Origin of the sequence: Bacillus sp. FJAT-26390, assembly GCF_001682865.1 — a bacterium.
Taxonomy (GTDB): Bacteria; Bacillota; Bacilli; order Paenibacillales; family Paenibacillaceae; genus Pristimantibacillus.
Genome location: NZ_MAQX01000022.1, coordinates 625,482 through 642,116, shown reverse-complemented (window position 1 = coordinate 642,116; position 16,635 = coordinate 625,482). Strand labels below are relative to the sequence as shown.

General features: G+C 50.0%; 15 protein-coding genes. 1 reads left to right on the top strand and 14 read right to left on the bottom strand.

Translation table 11 applies throughout. The annotated features are described in order from the left end of the window. Positions 1 to 12: 12 nt before the first annotated feature. From A7975_RS19900 to A7975_RS19850, 11 genes are all read right to left on the bottom strand, one after another. On the bottom strand, positions 13 to 1,023 hold the full coding sequence (locus tag A7975_RS19900) for an LLM class flavin-dependent oxidoreductase (RefSeq protein ID WP_065386231.1): 1,011 nt from the start codon (positions 1,021 to 1,023) through the stop codon (positions 13 to 15). Positions 1,024 to 1,059: 36 nt separating this feature from the next. Continuing rightward, complete coding sequence (locus A7975_RS19895; RefSeq protein ID WP_065386414.1) at positions 1,060 to 1,992, bottom strand: TIGR03571 family LLM class oxidoreductase; 933 nt, start codon at positions 1,990 to 1,992, stop codon at positions 1,060 to 1,062. 38 nt (positions 1,993 to 2,030) lie between these two features. Further along, positions 2,031 to 3,155 (bottom strand): NADH:flavin oxidoreductase, encoded by a 1,125-nt coding sequence (locus A7975_RS19890; protein ID WP_255314375.1) that lies wholly within the window; start codon positions 3,153 to 3,155, stop codon positions 2,031 to 2,033. A 128-nt stretch (positions 3,156 to 3,283) separates the two neighbouring features. Then, a complete protein-coding gene (locus A7975_RS19885) occupies positions 3,284 to 3,586 on the bottom strand; it encodes an ArsR/SmtB family transcription factor (protein WP_053374991.1) in 303 nt (100 codons plus the stop codon). Between the two features lie 525 nt (positions 3,587 to 4,111). Further along, positions 4,112 to 4,813, bottom strand: a complete 702-nt coding sequence (gene sigK / locus A7975_RS19880; RefSeq protein ID WP_053374990.1) for an RNA polymerase sporulation sigma factor SigK — start codon at positions 4,811 to 4,813, stop codon at positions 4,112 to 4,114. Between the two features lie 230 nt (positions 4,814 to 5,043). Then, complete coding sequence (locus tag A7975_RS19875; protein WP_053374970.1) at positions 5,044 to 5,451, bottom strand: VOC family protein; 408 nt, start codon at positions 5,449 to 5,451, stop codon at positions 5,044 to 5,046. 2 nt (positions 5,452 to 5,453) lie between these two features. Continuing rightward, positions 5,454 to 5,885 (bottom strand): VOC family protein, encoded by a 432-nt coding sequence (locus A7975_RS19870; protein ID WP_053374969.1) that lies wholly within the window; start codon positions 5,883 to 5,885, stop codon positions 5,454 to 5,456. Positions 5,886 to 5,921: 36 nt separating this feature from the next. Further along, on the bottom strand, positions 5,922 to 6,404 hold the full coding sequence (locus tag A7975_RS19865; RefSeq protein ID WP_065386230.1) for a VOC family protein: 483 nt from the start codon (positions 6,402 to 6,404) through the stop codon (positions 5,922 to 5,924). A 26-nt stretch (positions 6,405 to 6,430) separates the two neighbouring features. Next, positions 6,431 to 7,309: a carbohydrate ABC transporter permease gene (locus A7975_RS19860; protein WP_053374967.1), complete on the bottom strand. Its 879-nt coding sequence runs from the start codon at positions 7,307 to 7,309 to the stop codon at positions 6,431 to 6,433. A gap of 12 nt (positions 7,310 to 7,321) precedes the next feature. Next, positions 7,322 to 8,212, bottom strand: coding sequence for a carbohydrate ABC transporter permease (locus tag A7975_RS19855; protein WP_231637454.1), 891 nt, complete (start codon positions 8,210 to 8,212; stop codon positions 7,322 to 7,324). A gap of 102 nt (positions 8,213 to 8,314) precedes the next feature. Further along, entirely contained in the window at positions 8,315 to 9,673 is a 1,359-nt protein-coding gene (locus A7975_RS19850; protein WP_255314374.1) for an ABC transporter substrate-binding protein, read from the bottom strand. A gap of 569 nt (positions 9,674 to 10,242) precedes the next feature. Here A7975_RS19850 and A7975_RS19845 point away from each other — a divergent pair. Then, positions 10,243 to 11,076, top strand: a complete 834-nt coding sequence (locus A7975_RS19845) for a sugar phosphate isomerase/epimerase family protein (protein ID WP_065386229.1) — start codon at positions 10,243 to 10,245, stop codon at positions 11,074 to 11,076. Between the two features lie 105 nt (positions 11,077 to 11,181). On the opposite strand, the gene A7975_RS19840 is transcribed toward A7975_RS19845, so the two are convergent. From A7975_RS19840 to A7975_RS19830, 3 genes are read right to left on the bottom strand one after another with little or no spacing between them, the layout of a single operon-like run. Next, complete coding sequence (locus tag A7975_RS19840; RefSeq protein ID WP_065386228.1) at positions 11,182 to 13,497, bottom strand: glycoside hydrolase family 95 protein; 2,316 nt, start codon at positions 13,495 to 13,497, stop codon at positions 11,182 to 11,184. A 31-nt stretch (positions 13,498 to 13,528) separates the two neighbouring features. Next, positions 13,529 to 15,661 carry a glycoside hydrolase family 31 protein gene (locus A7975_RS19835; RefSeq protein WP_065386227.1) on the bottom strand — a complete coding sequence of 711 codons (2,133 nt, stop codon included), beginning with the start codon at positions 15,659 to 15,661 and terminating at the stop codon, positions 13,529 to 13,531. Further along, positions 15,658 to 16,635: a Gfo/Idh/MocA family protein gene (locus A7975_RS19830; RefSeq protein WP_065386226.1), complete on the bottom strand. Its 978-nt coding sequence runs from the start codon at positions 16,633 to 16,635 to the stop codon at positions 15,658 to 15,660. The genes A7975_RS19835 and A7975_RS19830 overlap by 4 nt, the downstream gene beginning before the upstream one ends.

Genomic DNA, 16,635 nt, shown 5'->3' with positions numbered 1-16,635 from the left:
ATTTCATTTTTGTTATTTTGCCGCATTCGCCAAAATTTCATAAGAACGCAAACGGGCTTCATGATCAAAGATTTCGGTGTGCACCATGATTTCATCCGCCCCGGTCCTTTCAATCAACTCGCGCAATTGCTGTTTAATAGCGGATGGATCGCCAATGAGGGAAGTAAACAGTTGTTCTTCAACCGCTTTGCGTTCCTCGTTGCTCCAGACGGAATCCATATTGTCAACCGGAGGCTGAAGCAGAGCGGTTTTTCCGCGTGTTAGCAGCAAAAACTTTTGGTACATAGAAGTGGCAAGTCTTTGTGCTTCTTTATCAGAATCGGCGGCAACAGCTTGTACGGATAAAAGCACATAGGGTTTATCCAGCATCGGGGACGGTAGGAAGTTCTCCCTGTAAACGGCCAACGCATCCATCATATTGCCTGGAGCGAAGTGGCCTGCAAACGAAAAGGGCAAGCCCAGCTTTCCGGCCAATTCGGCGCTGTACAAGGCCGAGCCTAACAGCCATATCGGCACCTTCGATTGTTCACCGGGAATGGCGCGGAAGCGATGGGCGCCATTCCCTGTTGTCGTTCCGGAACCATGCAGATAAGCGATCAGTTCCTGCAGCCGCTCATCAAATTCAGGTTCTCCGGCAGTCCGTTGACGGATTAGATTTGCTGTGTACCGGTCTGTGCCAGGCGCCCGTCCCAACCCAAGATCAATCCGCCCCGGAAAGAAAGCCTCCAAAGTGCCAAATTGCTCCGCCACCGTGAATGGTGAGTAATGGGAAAGCAGCATGGCCCCTGAACCGATGCGGAGGTTCTGTGTCACGGAGGCAACCCTGCCAATCACGATTGGGGATGCGGAACTGGCCATTCCGATCCAATTGTGATGCTCCGCAAGCCAAAAACGTTTGTAGCCCCATTGTTCGGCTTTCTTTGCCAAAACAAGGGTATTGGCAAGTGACTGTTCAGCCGAACCACCTTCAATGATAGGGGAGGGATCGAGCACGGATAAGGGCGTATTCGCAATGTCTGACATGATGGCATACTTCCTTTATTCATTATTGTGTGATATTCATGTTGTAATGGTCATCTGATGGGTAGGGAAGTAAGGCAATACCTCTTCACCCAACTCCTGGATGACCTCCTCCGGAGGACGCCAGGAAAAATACAGGACAAAAGCGAGATGGTTGACGCCTATTCGTTGAAATCCATGAAGCAACTCCACCAAATGATGGCGTCCGAGACGATAGCCTAATGGAATTTCCTCCGGTGAATCATCAGGATTTTCCGATAAATCAATAAATAAAGTTTGAGAGAATGGTTTAAATACGCCGGGCGATTTCATCTCCGTCAATGTGCGATAATCCCGAATAAGCATTTCCTGTTTATCAACGCTTCTGGGGTACTGTATCCAACCATCTCCATGTTCAGCAACCCAATTCATGGATTGTTGGCTGAATCCCGTCACCATCGTCGGAATTGCTGTTACGGGACGGGGAATCAACTGCATATCACTGCCGTCAAAAACGCCTAGGTTCGATTCAATCGCTGCATTCTCATTCCGCAGTAGCCCGTCAAGAAATTCATAGCTCTCCCGGAAAAGCTCACCTCTATCCTCTCTTTGGACTCCCAAGGCCGTAAAATCCATTTCGCGATCCCCCGAAGCTACACCCATAATTAATCGGTTCGGAAACAAGCGGTGTATGGATGCGGCTTCCTTTGCAACCCGGACCGGGTGACGCAACGGAAGGACAACACCCGCAGTCCCTAACACGATTTCTTTTGTATGCGCGGCGAGATAAGTTAAATAAATCCATAAATCATACATTTGGCCATTATCGTCTATGTGAAGATTCTGCATGGTTACATCCCGCAGCCAAAGTGCAGCAAATCCGTAATCTTCGATTTTGCGAGCCAGATGCAGCTGATTCTCCATTTGCGGCGTCTTTGTCATCTTTTCGGTTGGTAACACAAACCCAAGCGTCAACTTATTTTTCTGATACATTTTTCGGTATCCGTCATGCTCCAATTCCTTACCCCACCTTAATCTTTTGTAATTATCAATTCCTGTTCCTTTATATTGGCTTTTGGTCCTAAAATTTCTGGATTAAACTCCCGCAGAGGATGCTCTGTCAGGATGCGCTGAGGCCAGTCATGGTTGGCAAGCGCTCCTTTACCCAAGGTAATAAGATCAGCATCACCACGCATCAATAACTGTTCCGCTTTATCAGGATCTTCGAGATTGCCATTCGCCATCACTGGAACAGTACCGAATTTCTTAGCCAATGCGGCAAGCGTAAGTTCAGTTCCTTCAAATGCCGCCCGAGTCGCATCATATTCGGTTACATGGATAAAATCCAGGCCCGCTCTGCTCAAACTTAAAAAAATGATTTCGGCATCCTTTTCGGCCCCGGCCCATTTATGATGATAATCACTGACTTTCCCTTGGGAGATACGGATTCCTACGACAAAATCAGTCCCAACCGCTTCACGCACTGCATTAGCGACCTCAATCAGAATACGGACCCTGTTCTCTGTTGAGCCTCCATATTCATCCGTTCTTTCATTCATATAACCCGTCAGGAACTCATCAAGCAAATAGCCGTTGGCACCATGGATTTCCACGCCATCGAACCCTGCTTCTTTTGCCCTCTTGGCCGCTTCCGCAAAACCATGAACAACCTCCTGGATGTCTTCTTTTGTCATTTGTTTTGGTTTCTTGTAAGGGCCCTCCCCGACATAGAACGGAAGCTGTTCACCTTTTGCTGGTATGTCAGAGGGCGCGATGATCTCGCTCTTATAACGATTTCCTTGTGACTGCGCACCTGCGTGCATCAATTGGACAATGATCTTTGATCCGGCTTGATGAACCGCCCCGGTTACTTTTCTCCATGCATCGATATGCTTCTCATTTGCAATTCCTGACTGGTTCAGATACCCTTGGCTATACATTTCATCGGGATAGGCGCCTTCCGTGATCAAGAATCCAAAACCGCCCTGTACAAAGCTTTCATAATAATTCATCATGATTTTGGTTGCTTGGCCGTCTTCAGATACGCTAATTCTGGTCATTGGCGCTACACCAATACGATTCTTTAGTTTCAGTTTACCAATCTGTATATCAGACAAAAGACGGGGAAATTTATTTAAGTGAGCAGCTGTTGTCAAGTTGATTTCTCCTTTAAATTCGGTATATCTATACATCTATATATCTATTTTTCTAGATATATAGAGGAAAATAGATACATGGAAGATATCCAATGCAGGGTCTCTTCCATGTATGCCTGTTTCCGGTCCTATAAACCATCTTTCATATAAACAGCCAATTCTTGAATAGCCTCTTCGTTTCTTTTGTAATACGTCCATTGACCATAGCGGTTCGCTTGTAACAAACCCGCCCTCTGAAGCAGTAAAAGGTACTGAGAAACGGTCGATTGAGATAAACCTGCCTTTTCCTGAATGTGGCTGACACAAACCCCGATTTTTTTACTGTCACCGCCTTCTTGCGTGGGAAAGTGTTTCTCAGGTTCCTTTAACCAATCGAGAATATTCAAGCGTGTTTCATTCGCCAGTGCCTTAAAGATGAGTATTGGGTTCATGACAATCATTATATCGTTAAATCCCGATATGTCAATGCATTATGATGCCATATCTGAAAATACTGTTCTCAGTCCCTTTGTATCCCTGTCACCTTCAATATCCCGAGCTCATCCCCCGCTTTATCTTAAATTAAGATACCAAAATAACAAAACAGACTGTATGTTGTTATAACCCGTAGCCTGTTTTGTTATTGTTGTGTCAGTCTCGCTCTCGAAAATCCTATCTTTATTAACGATTACCAACACAATTGAAAACTTACAACAAAATGCTGGTCTGTTTCTATTTTAGAGCAGTGTATATTACCCATAGAACTAATACCTTCGAGTCATACTGTCACATCTCATTTATTGATTTAGTAGCATCAGTATTAAGCACTCCACATGTGTGGAGTGTGTAACAATAAAAAAACCAGATGACATCTCTGCCATTTGGTTTCATTTATTAATATAACATCGTGCAGTTAAACCCTAACTCTATCGTTACATACAATAAGATCAGGTGTAATATAAGGATCAGGTCACTCTCTACCTCTTCGCCTTATAAAACTCATGATAAAGCTTCATGAGCGCCCTCTTCTCAATCCGCGACACATAGCTCCGCGAGATCCCCAATTCCTTCGCAATCTCCCGCTGCGTCCGCTCATCCCCGCCATGCTCCAGCCCGAAGCGGCCGATCACGACTTCCTTCTCGCGGTCATCGAGTATATCCAAATTTTTATAAATCTTCGACTTTTCAATCTTCAGCTGCACCTTATCCACGATATCGTCCGCCTCGGTGCCGAGGATATCAATCAACGTAATCTCGTTGCCTTCCTTGTCCGTGCCAATCGGATCATGCAAAGATACATCCTTGCGCGTCTTCTTCAAAGACCGCAAATGCATAAGTATTTCATTCTCGATACAGCGAGCCGCGAAGGTCGCGAGCTTCGTGCCTTTACCAGTCTGAAAGCTCTCGATTGCCTTAATCAAGCCGATTGTCCCGATGCTAATTAAGTCCTCGAGATCCTCCCCGGTATTGTCGAATTTTTTCACTATGTGAGCGACTAAGCGGAGATTGTGCTCAATGAGCAGGTTACGGGAACGCTGATTGCCTTCGGCCATCAATTGCAGATGCTTGGTTTCCTCCTCCTCTTGAAGAGGCTGGGGAAAAGCGTTGTTTTTGACATAAGAGACGAGCAATGAAAGCTGCTTAATGAATAGCGCTATCGCTGAGAACAATCCAGGCATTGAACCGTACACCCCCACGTTGTATTACCTCAGACCGGAAAAACCTTCTGGCTTTTCCGATCCGGGCGAACATTGAAGTCTGTTCTTTAGTGTATGTGGGTAGCTGCCTAGAAGTGCATGTACGCCGAATCGCGAAAAAGAATTTACTCGAACTTTAGCAGATTCCTAACCTAAGCCTGCTCGATTTCCTATGTCTATATCTATGCCTACGCCCATGCCAAAGCCAACACCTAACTCTTACTTTGCAAGGAGTCTGGATCAAGCTGCATAAATTCGATCGGGAAGCCGTCAGGGTCCTTCGCCCAGCACTGGTAATTGTGGTCTTTGCCGCGCTTTGGCTCCACGTCAACCTTAATGCCATGCTTTTTGAGCTGGTCAGCCATTTCAAATATATCGTCCACCTCGAAGCATATGTGCGCCGAGCCCGCATTTTTCGGATGTTGAACGTAATTCCGCTTACCGCCGTAGAACAATTCTATGAATTGCCCCTCCGCCACCTTCAAATAATTAATCCAAGGATTGCCATTATCATCTTCAAGGTCAAAAGCTTTCTCAAAGCCTAATACGTCACAGTAAAAATGAAGCGATTTCTCCATATCCGATACGACAAACGCCACATGTGCATTGCCTTTTAACATCGTTATACCTCCTTTCCCAAGCTGCTTTTGGCATGCGGTGAATCCGGATGGATCTGAACGAATTCCACGGCATTGCCATCGGGATCGTGAATCCAGCAATTATAGTTCAAGTCCTTGCCATGGCCTGGCTGGTCGCCCTCCATAAGCCCGTTCGCATGGAACCGCTTCGCAAGCTCCACGATGTTATCCGTCTCAAAGCAGAAATGGTGATACCCGATAAGGTCAGGCGCGTATCTATTTTCCGGTACTTTAACGCCATCATAAAATAATTCCAAAAACTGCCCGTCCGCCACCTTCAAATAAACAATCCAAGGCTTATCGTGATCGTCATGAATCTCAAAAGCTTTCGTTAATCCTGCAATGCCGCAGTAAAAATGCAGAGACTTCTCCATATCCGTCACGCGCAGCGCGTTATGCGCAATTCCTTTTATCATATGAACTCTCCTTCTAATTAAGTAAGTCAAAAGTGTTTAAAGCTCCCGTTTTGGCCCGATCTCCTGAACGCCTAAAGTAACGCCAAGCGCCTGCTCCGAGTCAAAATAGCTGTAGCGCCCCGAGCCGTACTCTCCCTTGTGAATGAGCGGAAGCCCTTGCTGCTCCAGAAAATCGATATGCTGCTCGAAGCCCTCCACCGTAAAGGTGATAAAGTGTACGCCCTGCCCATGCTTTTGCTTATATTCACTCCATGGACTAGGCTCGTCAAGCGGCTCTAGCAGTTCAATGGTTACGGGACCCATCTGTAAATTCGCGAATTTTGTCCGGGTATCTCTGCGTTCTCCGCGGTACCACGTATAAGAGTCATCTGTTTGGCTAGCCGGCGGATCATCAAGCGTTGGCACTTGAATTTCCGGCATCGGCAGGTTAAATAAAGCACAGTAACGTCTGGCAGCTTCTTCAATGTTATCCACGATAAGCCCGATTTTGGTCAGGTTAGCGTTATCCATATGGTTCATACAGCACGTCCCTTCAATTAACAGCATTAGTCGTTATTGCCCCAGCGGTTTGAAACTTTAAACAAAATCAGCGTGAAGGTAAGCGCGATAAGCAGTAGCACCCATGCCATAGCCGACGCGTATCCCATTTTGGCGTATTGGAAGGCATTCTGGTACAGATATAAGGAGTAGAACATCGTTGACCCATTCGGCCCGCCCTGCGTAATAATGAACGTCTCCGCAAAAGATTGAAAGGTACCGATTATGCCCGTAATCACGTTAAAAAGAATAACAGGCCGCAGCATGGGCAGCGTGACGGAAAAAATTTTCTGCATCGAGTTCGCACCGTCGATCGACGCGGCTTCATAAAGCGATTCCGGTATGCCCTGCAAGCCCGCAAGGTAAATAATAATCGAGCCACCTGCACCCCATAATCCCATCAGGATAAAAGACGGCTTAGACCAAGTCGGACTGGAGAACCAGCCGGGACCATCAATGCCAAACCAGCCGAGTATCGTATTCACCACACCCGAGTCGGGCTGCAGCACCCAAACCCATAAAATCGACAGGATGACGAATGGTACCAAAGTCGGCAGGAAGAAGACGACCCGGAAAAAAGCCATGCCTTTTACCTTTTTGTTATTAAGAAGAATCGATATAAAAATGGTACAAATCGTAATGACGGTAATGCCGACAAAAACCATATACAGCGTGTTTTTCAACACTTTATAAAACAGGTCGTCACCGGTAAACAACGTCTTGTAATTCTCAAGTCCAACAAATACGGGCTGATTGATGATATCGTAATCGGTTAACGAATAATAAAACGAGCTGATAAGGGGATATGCAGTGAAGCATAGGAAACCGACAATCCAAGGAGAAATAAACAACAATCCGTTCAGCACATTTTTTCTGGCCATATTCATCACTGTTCGCCCCTATCCTTTGATTCCCGAAAAAGCGATCCCTTGAATGAAGTACTTCTGAAGGACAAAGAAAATGATCAGCACCGGCACCGTCATGCTAATGCCTATCGCCATCAATAGCGGCCAGCGCGGATCATTAACGGACATGATCTGCTGGATGCCAAGCGATAACGTATACAGCTTGTTGTCGCTCAAGAACACGAGCGGACCGATAAAATCTCCCCATGAGCCAATGAAGGAGAAGATCATGACCGTGGTGACGACGGGCAAAGATAACGGCAAAATCATTTGCCAATAGATTCGGAACTCGCTCGCCCCATCAACCTTAGCGGACTGAGACAGCTCCTTCGGAATGCCGATGAGAAATTGGCGCAATAAAAAAATGAAAAACGGATTTCCAAAAAAGACAGGAACAATGAGCGGGAGAAATGTTCCGATCCAGCCTAGCTTCTGAAACATGATGAATAATGGAATCATCGTTACTTGGAACGGCAGCATCATCGTAGCGAGCACTAGAACGAATACGCCGTCCCGTCCCTTCCATTCCACGCGCGAGAAACCATAGGCAATCAAGGTATTTGAAATAACGGCGCCAACGATTCCAAATCCCGCAATCGTCAGCGTGTTGCGCAAGTACAGCAGAAACGGAAATTCACCAAAAGCAGTCGAAAAGTTGGACCACTGCGGCTTGCTTGGAATCCAAATCGGGGGATTCGCAAACAGCTCCGAGCTGCTCTTGAGTGAACCGGATAACAGCCAGAGGAAAGGAAGGATAAAAGCGAGCGCCGTTAGGCTCAAAATCACGTATACCGCTGTGAGCTCCAATCGTTCCATCAGCTTCTTGGATCTGCGCTTCGCAGGCAACAATGGGGCTGGCTTCAGGGCTGGGACAGAACTTCTCACGTACTTTCACCGCCTTGTGCGTTTTTATTGGACATAAGCTGTCGGAGGCCTGCGCTCCCGAACAAGCAAACCTGTCCGGGAGCAGCAGTCTCAAAGCTAAACCTATTTCTTTTTGTCCAATGCTGCTTGGATCTTTTTCTCTGCATTTTCAAGTAAAGGCTTGGGGTCTTTGTTGTTATAAATGACGCTGTCGCGCAGCAGTATCAACTCATTGGACATTTCTTTGGCTACAGGCGTCAGCGCTGGATGTCCGGAATTCGGCGAAGCTGCGACTTCACGAACGACTTTATACACTTGGTCGTTTTCTTTATCCCACTTGATGGCATCGCTTGGTTTCGTATAGATGGATATCGAGCGCCAGGTGTTAATGTTGTCCGCGAGAATTTCCGGCTGGCCGGCAAACATAATAAACTTCATCGCATTTTGCGGATTTTTAGCCCCTTTCGGGATCATAAATACGTTCGTTCCAAACGTAGTCGCTTTCTCGCGGCCGCCTTCTGGATAAGGAATGGCAGCTACGCGGTACTCCGTATCGGGCGCATAGATTTTCAGTGCATTGGCGAACCAGTTTCCGTTAACCGTCATGGCAACTTTGCCCGTGAAGAATGGATGATCCGGGGAGAAGGCGCCGCCAAAGCCGGACGTGAACGATTTGATTTTTTCCGGATTGTACTTTTGCGCGTATTTGTTCATCCAGTTGTACATCGTGACCAGATGGTCATCATTCAGCTTAATCGCACCTGTAGCCTCGTCAACATAATTAGCGCCGAACACCCAGCCCCATAGGAAGGAATCGTCCCCGGCGTCGATCCAAGGAATGAAGCCCAATCGATCAAAGCCGCTGTCGCTTATTTTCGTAAGCTTTTCCGCTGCTGCATCAAGCTCCTCGATTGTTTGGGGAGGGTTATCAGGATCTAAGCCGGCTTCCCTGAACATGGCCACATTGTAATAGAGCAGGTTGACGTTGGAGTCCTGCGGATAGAGATAGGTTTTGTCTTTGTATTTCATCAGCGGCAGAAAAGACGAAAGAACGTCTGACTCTTGGAAATTCAGCGCGGCAAGATAGTCATCCAGCGGCTCCAGCGCGCCTTGCGCAGCAAGCGAGTAAGCGCTTGCATATTCGGAGCTGATAACAACATCCGGCGGATTTTTACCCGAAATGGCTGATACGAGCTTGCCGTTCGTCAACCCGCCATCCGGCGGTACGTAAGTGGCATTGATTTTATAGCCGGGGTTTTTCGTTTCAAATTCGCCCATCCGCCATTTGTCCCACTTCTCGGAATCGCCGCCCCAAGGATACCAGTAATTAAGCTCTCCCCCGTTATCCGTCGTCGCAGCAGAGCTGCCATCCGAATTATCTTTTTCCGCCGTATTTTTTTGATCAGAGCCGCTTGAGCAGGCCGTTATTACGAGCATAAGGGAAAGCATGATGCCAACTAATGTCGTCCATCCTTTTTTCACGGAAAATCCCCCTTAAATAAAGTATTAGTCAGTCGCAATCACCTAACATGTGGTTGTTTTCTTCCTAAACGCCGGAGAAAACTACATGTGAATCCCCTCCTCCCAAATTAGCGTAAACACGTGTTCATTTTTCGACAAAATGCCGTATGACATCGAATATAAGACGCTTTATCATAAACACGTGTTTATTTTTCGCTAAAATTTTTGGCTTCTTCGACATGAATTTCGATCTGCGCAGCGATGCTCAACTATAGCTTACTCTTCGGAATTGGTGGAAACCTGCTCTCCCGCCAACTTACATCCATTTGCACGAGCAATCGCCTAGCCTATTTTAGGTACCGTATTCTGTTGCGGTTAATCCATCACGTAAACGCGTGTTCATGAATTCATCATACACAATGCATAAAATCGCTGTCAATCCATTTCACAACAATAAAAAATAAAAAAAATCGCAGCACATTTCAATTCTATAAAGTCAGGGCTTGAATAAACACGTGTTCATGATATACTTTTCGAAACATCATTATTGTTGCTATATAAATAATCTACAGACAAAGGAAGGGATTACAATGCGGCTTGGCGGGCAAGTATTTCTAGAAGATAAAAATCCTGACAGCTGGTCACATGCGTTAAAACAAGCGGGCTTCCGAGCAACGACCTGTCCAATCAACGGTGATGACGATATGGCTGAGCTTGATGGCTATCTGAAGGCGGCTGAGAAAAATGATATTCTCATTTCTGAGGTCGGTGCATGGAGCAACCCTATCAGCCGAGATGAGGCAACGAGGAAAAACGCGATCGCCTACTGTATCAAACGACTCGAACTGGCAGAACGAATAGCTGCCAATTGCTGCGTGAACATCGCAGGCTCCCGCGGCGAACAGTGGGACGGCCCGGACGCCGACAACTTCAGCGATGAGACGTTCGAGCTGATCGTCGAGACGTCACGTGAAATTATTGATGCGGTCAAACCCGAGCGTACCGTATTTGCACTGGAAATGATGCCATGGGTGTTCCCCGATTCGGCCGACACCTACCTCGCGTTAATCAAAGCGATTGACCGCAAAGGGTTTGGCGTACATTTTGACCCGGTAAATATCGTCTCCAGCCCTCGGGTCTACTACCGGAACGGGGAGATGATCAAAGATTTTATTGCGAAGCTGGCTCCTTATATTCGCAATTGCCATGCCAAAGATATTTTGCTGCGCGGCCACCTAACCGTACATATGGATGAGGTCATTCCTGGCTTAGGCGCACTGGACTATCGGACATTCCTAACCGAGTTAAATAAGCTGCACCCGGATGTCACGCTGATCATCGAGCATTTGTCCACCAATGAAGAATACAAGCAAGCGTCGGATTATATACGTAAAACGGCTTCGGAGCTAAATATATCCCTGTAGTCTAATCGGGAGTCATGCCAATTGCTCTTTTGCTCATTCACAATAGCCCTTTTTGCTATCATCAAGGGCTATTGTAAGGAATGAATCGACGTTGTCCCTGTTTGCTTATACATCGGTATGGCTAATGACCCGGTAGGTTTTGCCCGCTTCCAGCCGGATTTTTGCGGCAGCAGAGCCGGTATGCTCACCTATCCGTTTATCGCCGTCAAAAATCACAATAGAACCCGCTCCATAACTCAAGCAGCAGTCCCCGCTCTTCTTAGCCGTAAGGCTGGCTTCCTTAAGCAAACCATCCTCCCATTCGAGATCGACCGTCAATGCTCCTCTAGCTCGCAGCCCTGTTGCTTTCCCGCTGCTCCAAGCAGCAGGCAGCGCCGGCAGCAAAGCAAGCTCACCGGCATGCGATTGCAGCAGCATCTCAGCGATGCCTGCCGCGCCGCCGAAGTTACCGTCGATCTGAAACGGCGGATGCGCATCAAACAGATTAGGATACGTCGAATGGGTCAATAGCTGCCGGAGATGGGAAAGGGCTTCATCGCCGTCCTCTAGCCGAGCCCAAAAGTTTACGATCCAAGCCCTGCTCCACCCCGTGTGGCCGCCTCCATGCGAAAGCCGCCGCTCGATCGTCCGTCTCGCTGCCTCGGCAAGCGCCTTCGTACGCCGTACATGAATCTGCTCGCCGGGATGCAGCGCGAACAGCTGCGAGATATGCCGATGCCCGATGTCCGCCTCGTCCCAGTCCTCCAGCCACTCCATAATTTGTCCGTGCTTGCCAATCTCAGGCTGAGGCAGCTTGGCGAGCGCTTCTTCCAGCTCGCGGAGAAACCCATCTTCCATGCCCAATATTCGCTGTGCTTCTATACAAGAGCTCCATAACGCATGAACAATTTGGCTGTCCATCGATGGTCCCATGCAAAGCGTCCCCGTTTCTCCGTTTGGTCTTATGAAACGGTTTTCCGGCGAGAGCGAAGGACCCGTAATCAGCCTGCCTGCGCCATCCTCAGTCATATAGCCAAGAAAAAACAAAGACGCTTCCTTCAATAACGGATAAGCGCGGCGCCTTAAAAACTCCTCATCCAGCCCATACCTGTAATGCTCCCATAAATGGAGCGATAACCACGCTGCTCCCATCGGCCAGATGGAGGAAGAGACCAGAACGCCCTCGACATGCGTGTCTCCCCACAAATTTGTATTGTGGTGAGCGACGAATCCTTGGCAGCCATAGATCTCGCGAGCTGTCGTTCCGCCCGATGCGAGCATACTCTCCGCAAGATCGAACAACGGTTCATGGCATTCCGGCAGCCCGCCGGATTCCGCCGGCCAATAGTTCATCTGCGTGTTGATATTAATCGTATATTTGGACTCCCATGGAGGCGTGAAGCTAGCGTTCCAAATGCCTTGCAGATTAGCTGCAAGCGTGCCCGGCCGCGAGCAGGAAAGAAGAAGATAACGGCCAAATTGATAATACAACGCAAATAGCTCCGCGTCCTCCGCTCCCTCTGCCAGTCTCTGCAGCCGAACGTCGGTTGCCAGCTTTTGGGATTGCTCAGGTCCAGCCTCAGCCGCTTGATTCGCTGAGCCATGCAGCTCAAGCTTCACCCTCTCGTAATATGCCGAGTAATCGCTCACATGCCGCTCCCGCAGCTCGTCATAAGACAGCAGGCTTGCAGCTTGCAGCTGATCAAGGCAAGTCTGCTTTGGATCAGGATGCCGGAAGGAGGTATTAGCCGCGAGCAGCAGCGTTACCGCGTCCGCCCCTTCAACCGATATGAAATCTCCTATGACGCGTACGGTCCCGCCCTCGGCAGCGGCACGTACCGCTGCCGCATATTGCACGCCGCCTGGTCCGCATTGACCGCTCATCATAATCGCCCGCTCGCCTGCCGCCGCCGTCCCTTCGTCGAAGGGACGGCGCATCAGATTGACGCCAACCGTTATCGCGCCCGGCACGTCAGCTGTCAGACGAACAGCCATAACCTGATCAACCGCGCTGCTTAAGAACTCTCTTTGATACAAAACCTGATTCCGGCTGTACTTGACGCGGGTTATCGCATCTTCCAGGTCAAGCTCACGCTCGTATCCCTCTACTAATCCTTCATGCCCCTGAGTCCAGAGCAGCATTTCGCCGAGCGGCTGATATGGGTGAAGGTATTTGGGACTCGACATCAGCGCCATCCGCGCCAAATGCTCCGCTTCATTTTGCTTGCCATGCATAAGCAGTTGTCGGATTTTTGGTAGATTCGTTCGCGCATCGGGATTATTTCCGCGGATCGAGCCGCCGTACCACAGCGAATCCTCGTTCAGCTGTACAGTCTCCTTGGCTACGCCGCCGAACACCATGCCGCCAAGCCGGCCGTTGCCGATAGGCAGCGCCTCTTCCCACTTGCTTGCGGGCGCTGCGTACCATAGTCGTCGCTCCATCTTTTCTCCCCCCTCGCGTTAGTCCATCCGTCTATTCGTCATGTAGTGCCAGCCCTATCGCGGCAAAGCGCCACTTCACGCTGGAATATGAAGCCGGTAAATTCGAATCGCCGGATAACACGCCTTGAAAACCGCCTTCCTCCGTTTTCGTTACTTCCGCCTTCCACCAGCCGCAAGCGCCGTTTTCATGATCCAACGTTACTCCGTCGTCATCGTACAGCAGGCATGAGCCTGCAACAGATCCAAAATGCACGAATTCAAGCTGAGTTTTCTCGCCTGGGCGGAGCGCATGCGGCTGCGAAGCCATCATCGGAATAACCGCGCCGTCGCGCACAAATATAGGTATCGTATCCAGCCCAGCGCGAACCCTGATAACGCCGCCCCCTTCATGCCGCTCTCCCGTCTCGAACCCGATCCATGAGCCGGACGGCAAGAGCACATCTCTCTCGGACTCCCCTTCAACGAGCGGCGCGATGAGCAGCGAATCCCCGAACATATATTGGTCGTCCCATTGCGGAATGACGCGCTTTCCGTAGGCTCCATCCGTCGTATTCAGCTTCTCCGCTTCCATCCTTTGCTGCTCGGCGTGGACGAGCTCCTCCGGTGTAACGACAAACGGCATCGCGCGGAAGGGAGGAATGCCTTTTTCATGGTAAGCAGCGAACGCTGTATATAAATAAGGCTGCAAGCGCATCCGCAGCTTGATGTAGCGGCGAATAATCGGTTCGACCTCAGGATATGACCAAGGCTTCGTTCCGTCGCCCCAAGCATTCAGCATGGCAAGCGGCGAGAAGCAGACGGTCTGCATTCTTCTGACCCAATCCTCGGCACTGCGCGCACGGCGCACCTCCGGCGACCACAACAATCCGCTGAAGGAGGAATTGCACAGCGCCCTAATAAATTGCTTGTGGTTATATAGATCCGAATAAAGCACATAGGGCAGCGAGGAAGCCGCTGCGTTTGATGCCCGGACAAGGCCATAGGTGCGCAGGTTGTCCGCGCGGTAGAGGTCATTCGTCATTTTTTGGAACATTAGGCCGTAAACTTGCCGCATCTGCTCACCGTCAAGCCCGGATGGAAAACGGGCATGCTCTGGGAACATCCAAGAATTGTTGGTCAGCTCGCTGCCATCGCATTCGTCCAGCTTGTAGCCCGATACGCCAATCGCAACGTGCTTCTCCTTATGCTGCTTGGCATACAGCTCCCGCGCTTCCGGCAGCGCATAGTCAGGGGCAAGCCCGCCCCATACCGAGTAATTGCCGGACAGCGGCTTAAGCGCCGGATAAAGCTCGCTCTCCGGCGACACATAAGGATGCTCCCACAGGTTGACGCGGAAGCCGTTATCCGCGAGCTTGCGAACGAATCGTTCGGGAGCAGGGAACCGCTCCGCGTCCCATTCATACGTCACCGGATAGCTGCGGCTATGCCAGCCCGGCTCCAAACCAATTACGTCGCAAGGGTAATCCCGGCGGCGGAATTCCATCGCTTCCGCAAGCGCCTCCTCCTCATTGAATAAGGTAGGCACGCGATGCCAGAAGCCCAGTCCCCACTTCGGCGGCAGCGTACCGCCGCCGCAGAACAGATTGTAGCGGCTTACCGCATCGCCAAGCGATGGACCGCCGAACACATAAATGTCCGCGCCTTCCTCCGGCAAGCGGACCTCCGCGCGGGCTGAAGGCAGCGTCGCCCGCCATTTTGCATCGCGATTGCGGTCCTTTGCATCCTCCGCGCTCGTCTCGTCAAGGCGAAGCGCCGAGCCGAGATGCATCGTGACCGCACGCGCCGTATCGATTAACACGCCATACCCGCGGTCGCTCACGTAGAAAGGAACCGGCGCATGCGTCTCTCCGGTATCCTGCTTCGGATCGCTGTTCACGCGGAGATAGCGGGTTCGTCCGCGCTGGTTCATTCGCATGAATTGCAGCCCCGTTCCGTAAAGCTTCTCGTTAGCCGAAAGCGGCAGCGTGAGCATTTGGCGTCCGCTGACCGAATTGTCAACCCGGACCTCCTCCCATTCAAAGGGTGGATTCGCCTTCGCCATCTGCATAAGCGCCTCCAGCCTCGGATCAGCTCCGATTAACGATAGCGGCGTGAGCGCCTGCGAATCTCCAATTGTGGCACGCCATACACCCGGCGCAGCTTCCGTCCATGTCAAAGTTGTCATTGTATGGTCCTCCCCAAATCCGGCAGTTCAATTTGTATGTTATGGCCCGATTCGCCGGACAGATTGGCATAGTGGACAAGCGCCTGCGTAAGCAGATAATCGTTGCCGCTTGTTTCCGCTTCCTGCCTTGTTTCAAGCGAAGCCAAAAACTCCGTTAACGTATCCGTCTCGCCAACATCGGCAAAGTCATTAATGACCTCTGTCCCATCCTCTTTGTAAATGCGAATCTCCTTGCCTGCCAGCACCAGCGCGCCGTTTGTCCCCTCTATTCGCCAGTCGCCGGCCCATAACGTCTCCGGCCCCCGCGAGGCGATCGTCGCCGCATAACCGGCTATAATTCCGCCTTCCATCTCAATGATGGCGCTCGCGTTAATAAGCGCGCCTTCTTCTTCCCAGCTGCCAAGCGGATTATACAATTTCGCTTGGATGGCCTTCCCCTCGCGTCCGGTCAAATAACGAAGCATATCAAAGTGATGTACGCCGATATCGTCCAAAATGCGCACCGCATACTTCCGCTGCACCTGATGATAACGGCGGAACCGTATGTCGATCGTCGAGATCGCCCCGATGATGCCCTCGTCCAGCAGCTGCTTCATTTTGCGCACATAGGGAAAACGCCGGTAGTTCTCGGCGATCATGAACGGAATATTCTCTTTCGCCGCTCTAGCAACAATCTCTATCGATTCCGAATAATCGAAGGAGATGGGCTTCTCGCAAAGCACGGGCAGGCCTCTGTCAAATGCAGCATGGTTGACCCGCGTATGCGCAGCCGGAGAAGTTACATTAACGAGGAAGTCTGCCTCCTCTTGCGCAAGCGCCTCCTCCAGAGAGGTATAGAACGGATAAGGAGCCCCTTCCAGCTTAGCCTTCATGGCGGGGTCCGTCTCAACGACTGCCGCGAGCAAGCCCCTGTCTCTCAATCTTTTGTACCAGCTAAAGCCTGCACTTCCGAGACCAACTAATATTGCTTTCAT

What these genes read in the sequence shown, in the direction of transcription:
- A7975_RS19900 (WP_065386231.1), bottom strand. Translation starts at nt 1,023, where the DNA reads ATGTCAGACATTGCGAATACGCCCTTATCCGTGCTCGATCCCTCCCCT.
- A7975_RS19895 (WP_065386414.1), bottom strand. Translation starts at nt 1,992, where the DNA reads ATGTATCAGAAAAATAAGTTGACGCTTGGGTTTGTGTTACCAACCGAA.
- A7975_RS19885 (WP_053374991.1), bottom strand. Translation starts at nt 3,586, where the DNA reads ATGAACCCAATACTCATCTTTAAGGCACTGGCGAATGAAACACGCTTG.
- sigK (WP_053374990.1), bottom strand. Translation starts at nt 4,813, where the DNA reads ATGCCTGGATTGTTCTCAGCGATAGCGCTATTCATTAAGCAGCTTTCA.
- A7975_RS19875 (WP_053374970.1), bottom strand. Translation starts at nt 5,451, where the DNA reads ATGTTAAAAGGCAATGCACATGTGGCGTTTGTCGTATCGGATATGGAG.
- A7975_RS19870 (WP_053374969.1), bottom strand. Translation starts at nt 5,885, where the DNA reads ATGATAAAAGGAATTGCGCATAACGCGCTGCGCGTGACGGATATGGAG.
- A7975_RS19865 (WP_065386230.1), bottom strand. Translation starts at nt 6,404, where the DNA reads ATGAACCATATGGATAACGCTAACCTGACCAAAATCGGGCTTATCGTG.
- A7975_RS19860 (WP_053374967.1), bottom strand. Translation starts at nt 7,309, where the DNA reads ATGAATATGGCCAGAAAAAATGTGCTGAACGGATTGTTGTTTATTTCT.
- A7975_RS19845 (WP_065386229.1), top strand. Translation starts at nt 10,243, where the DNA reads ATGCGGCTTGGCGGGCAAGTATTTCTAGAAGATAAAAATCCTGACAGC.
- A7975_RS19840 (WP_065386228.1), bottom strand. Translation starts at nt 13,497, where the DNA reads ATGGAGCGACGACTATGGTACGCAGCGCCCGCAAGCAAGTGGGAAGAG.
- A7975_RS19835 (WP_065386227.1), bottom strand. Translation starts at nt 15,661, where the DNA reads ATGACAACTTTGACATGGACGGAAGCTGCGCCGGGTGTATGGCGTGCC.
- A7975_RS19830 (WP_065386226.1), bottom strand. Translation starts at nt 16,635, where the DNA reads ATGAAAGCAATATTAGTTGGTCTCGGAAGTGCAGGCTTTAGCTGGTAC.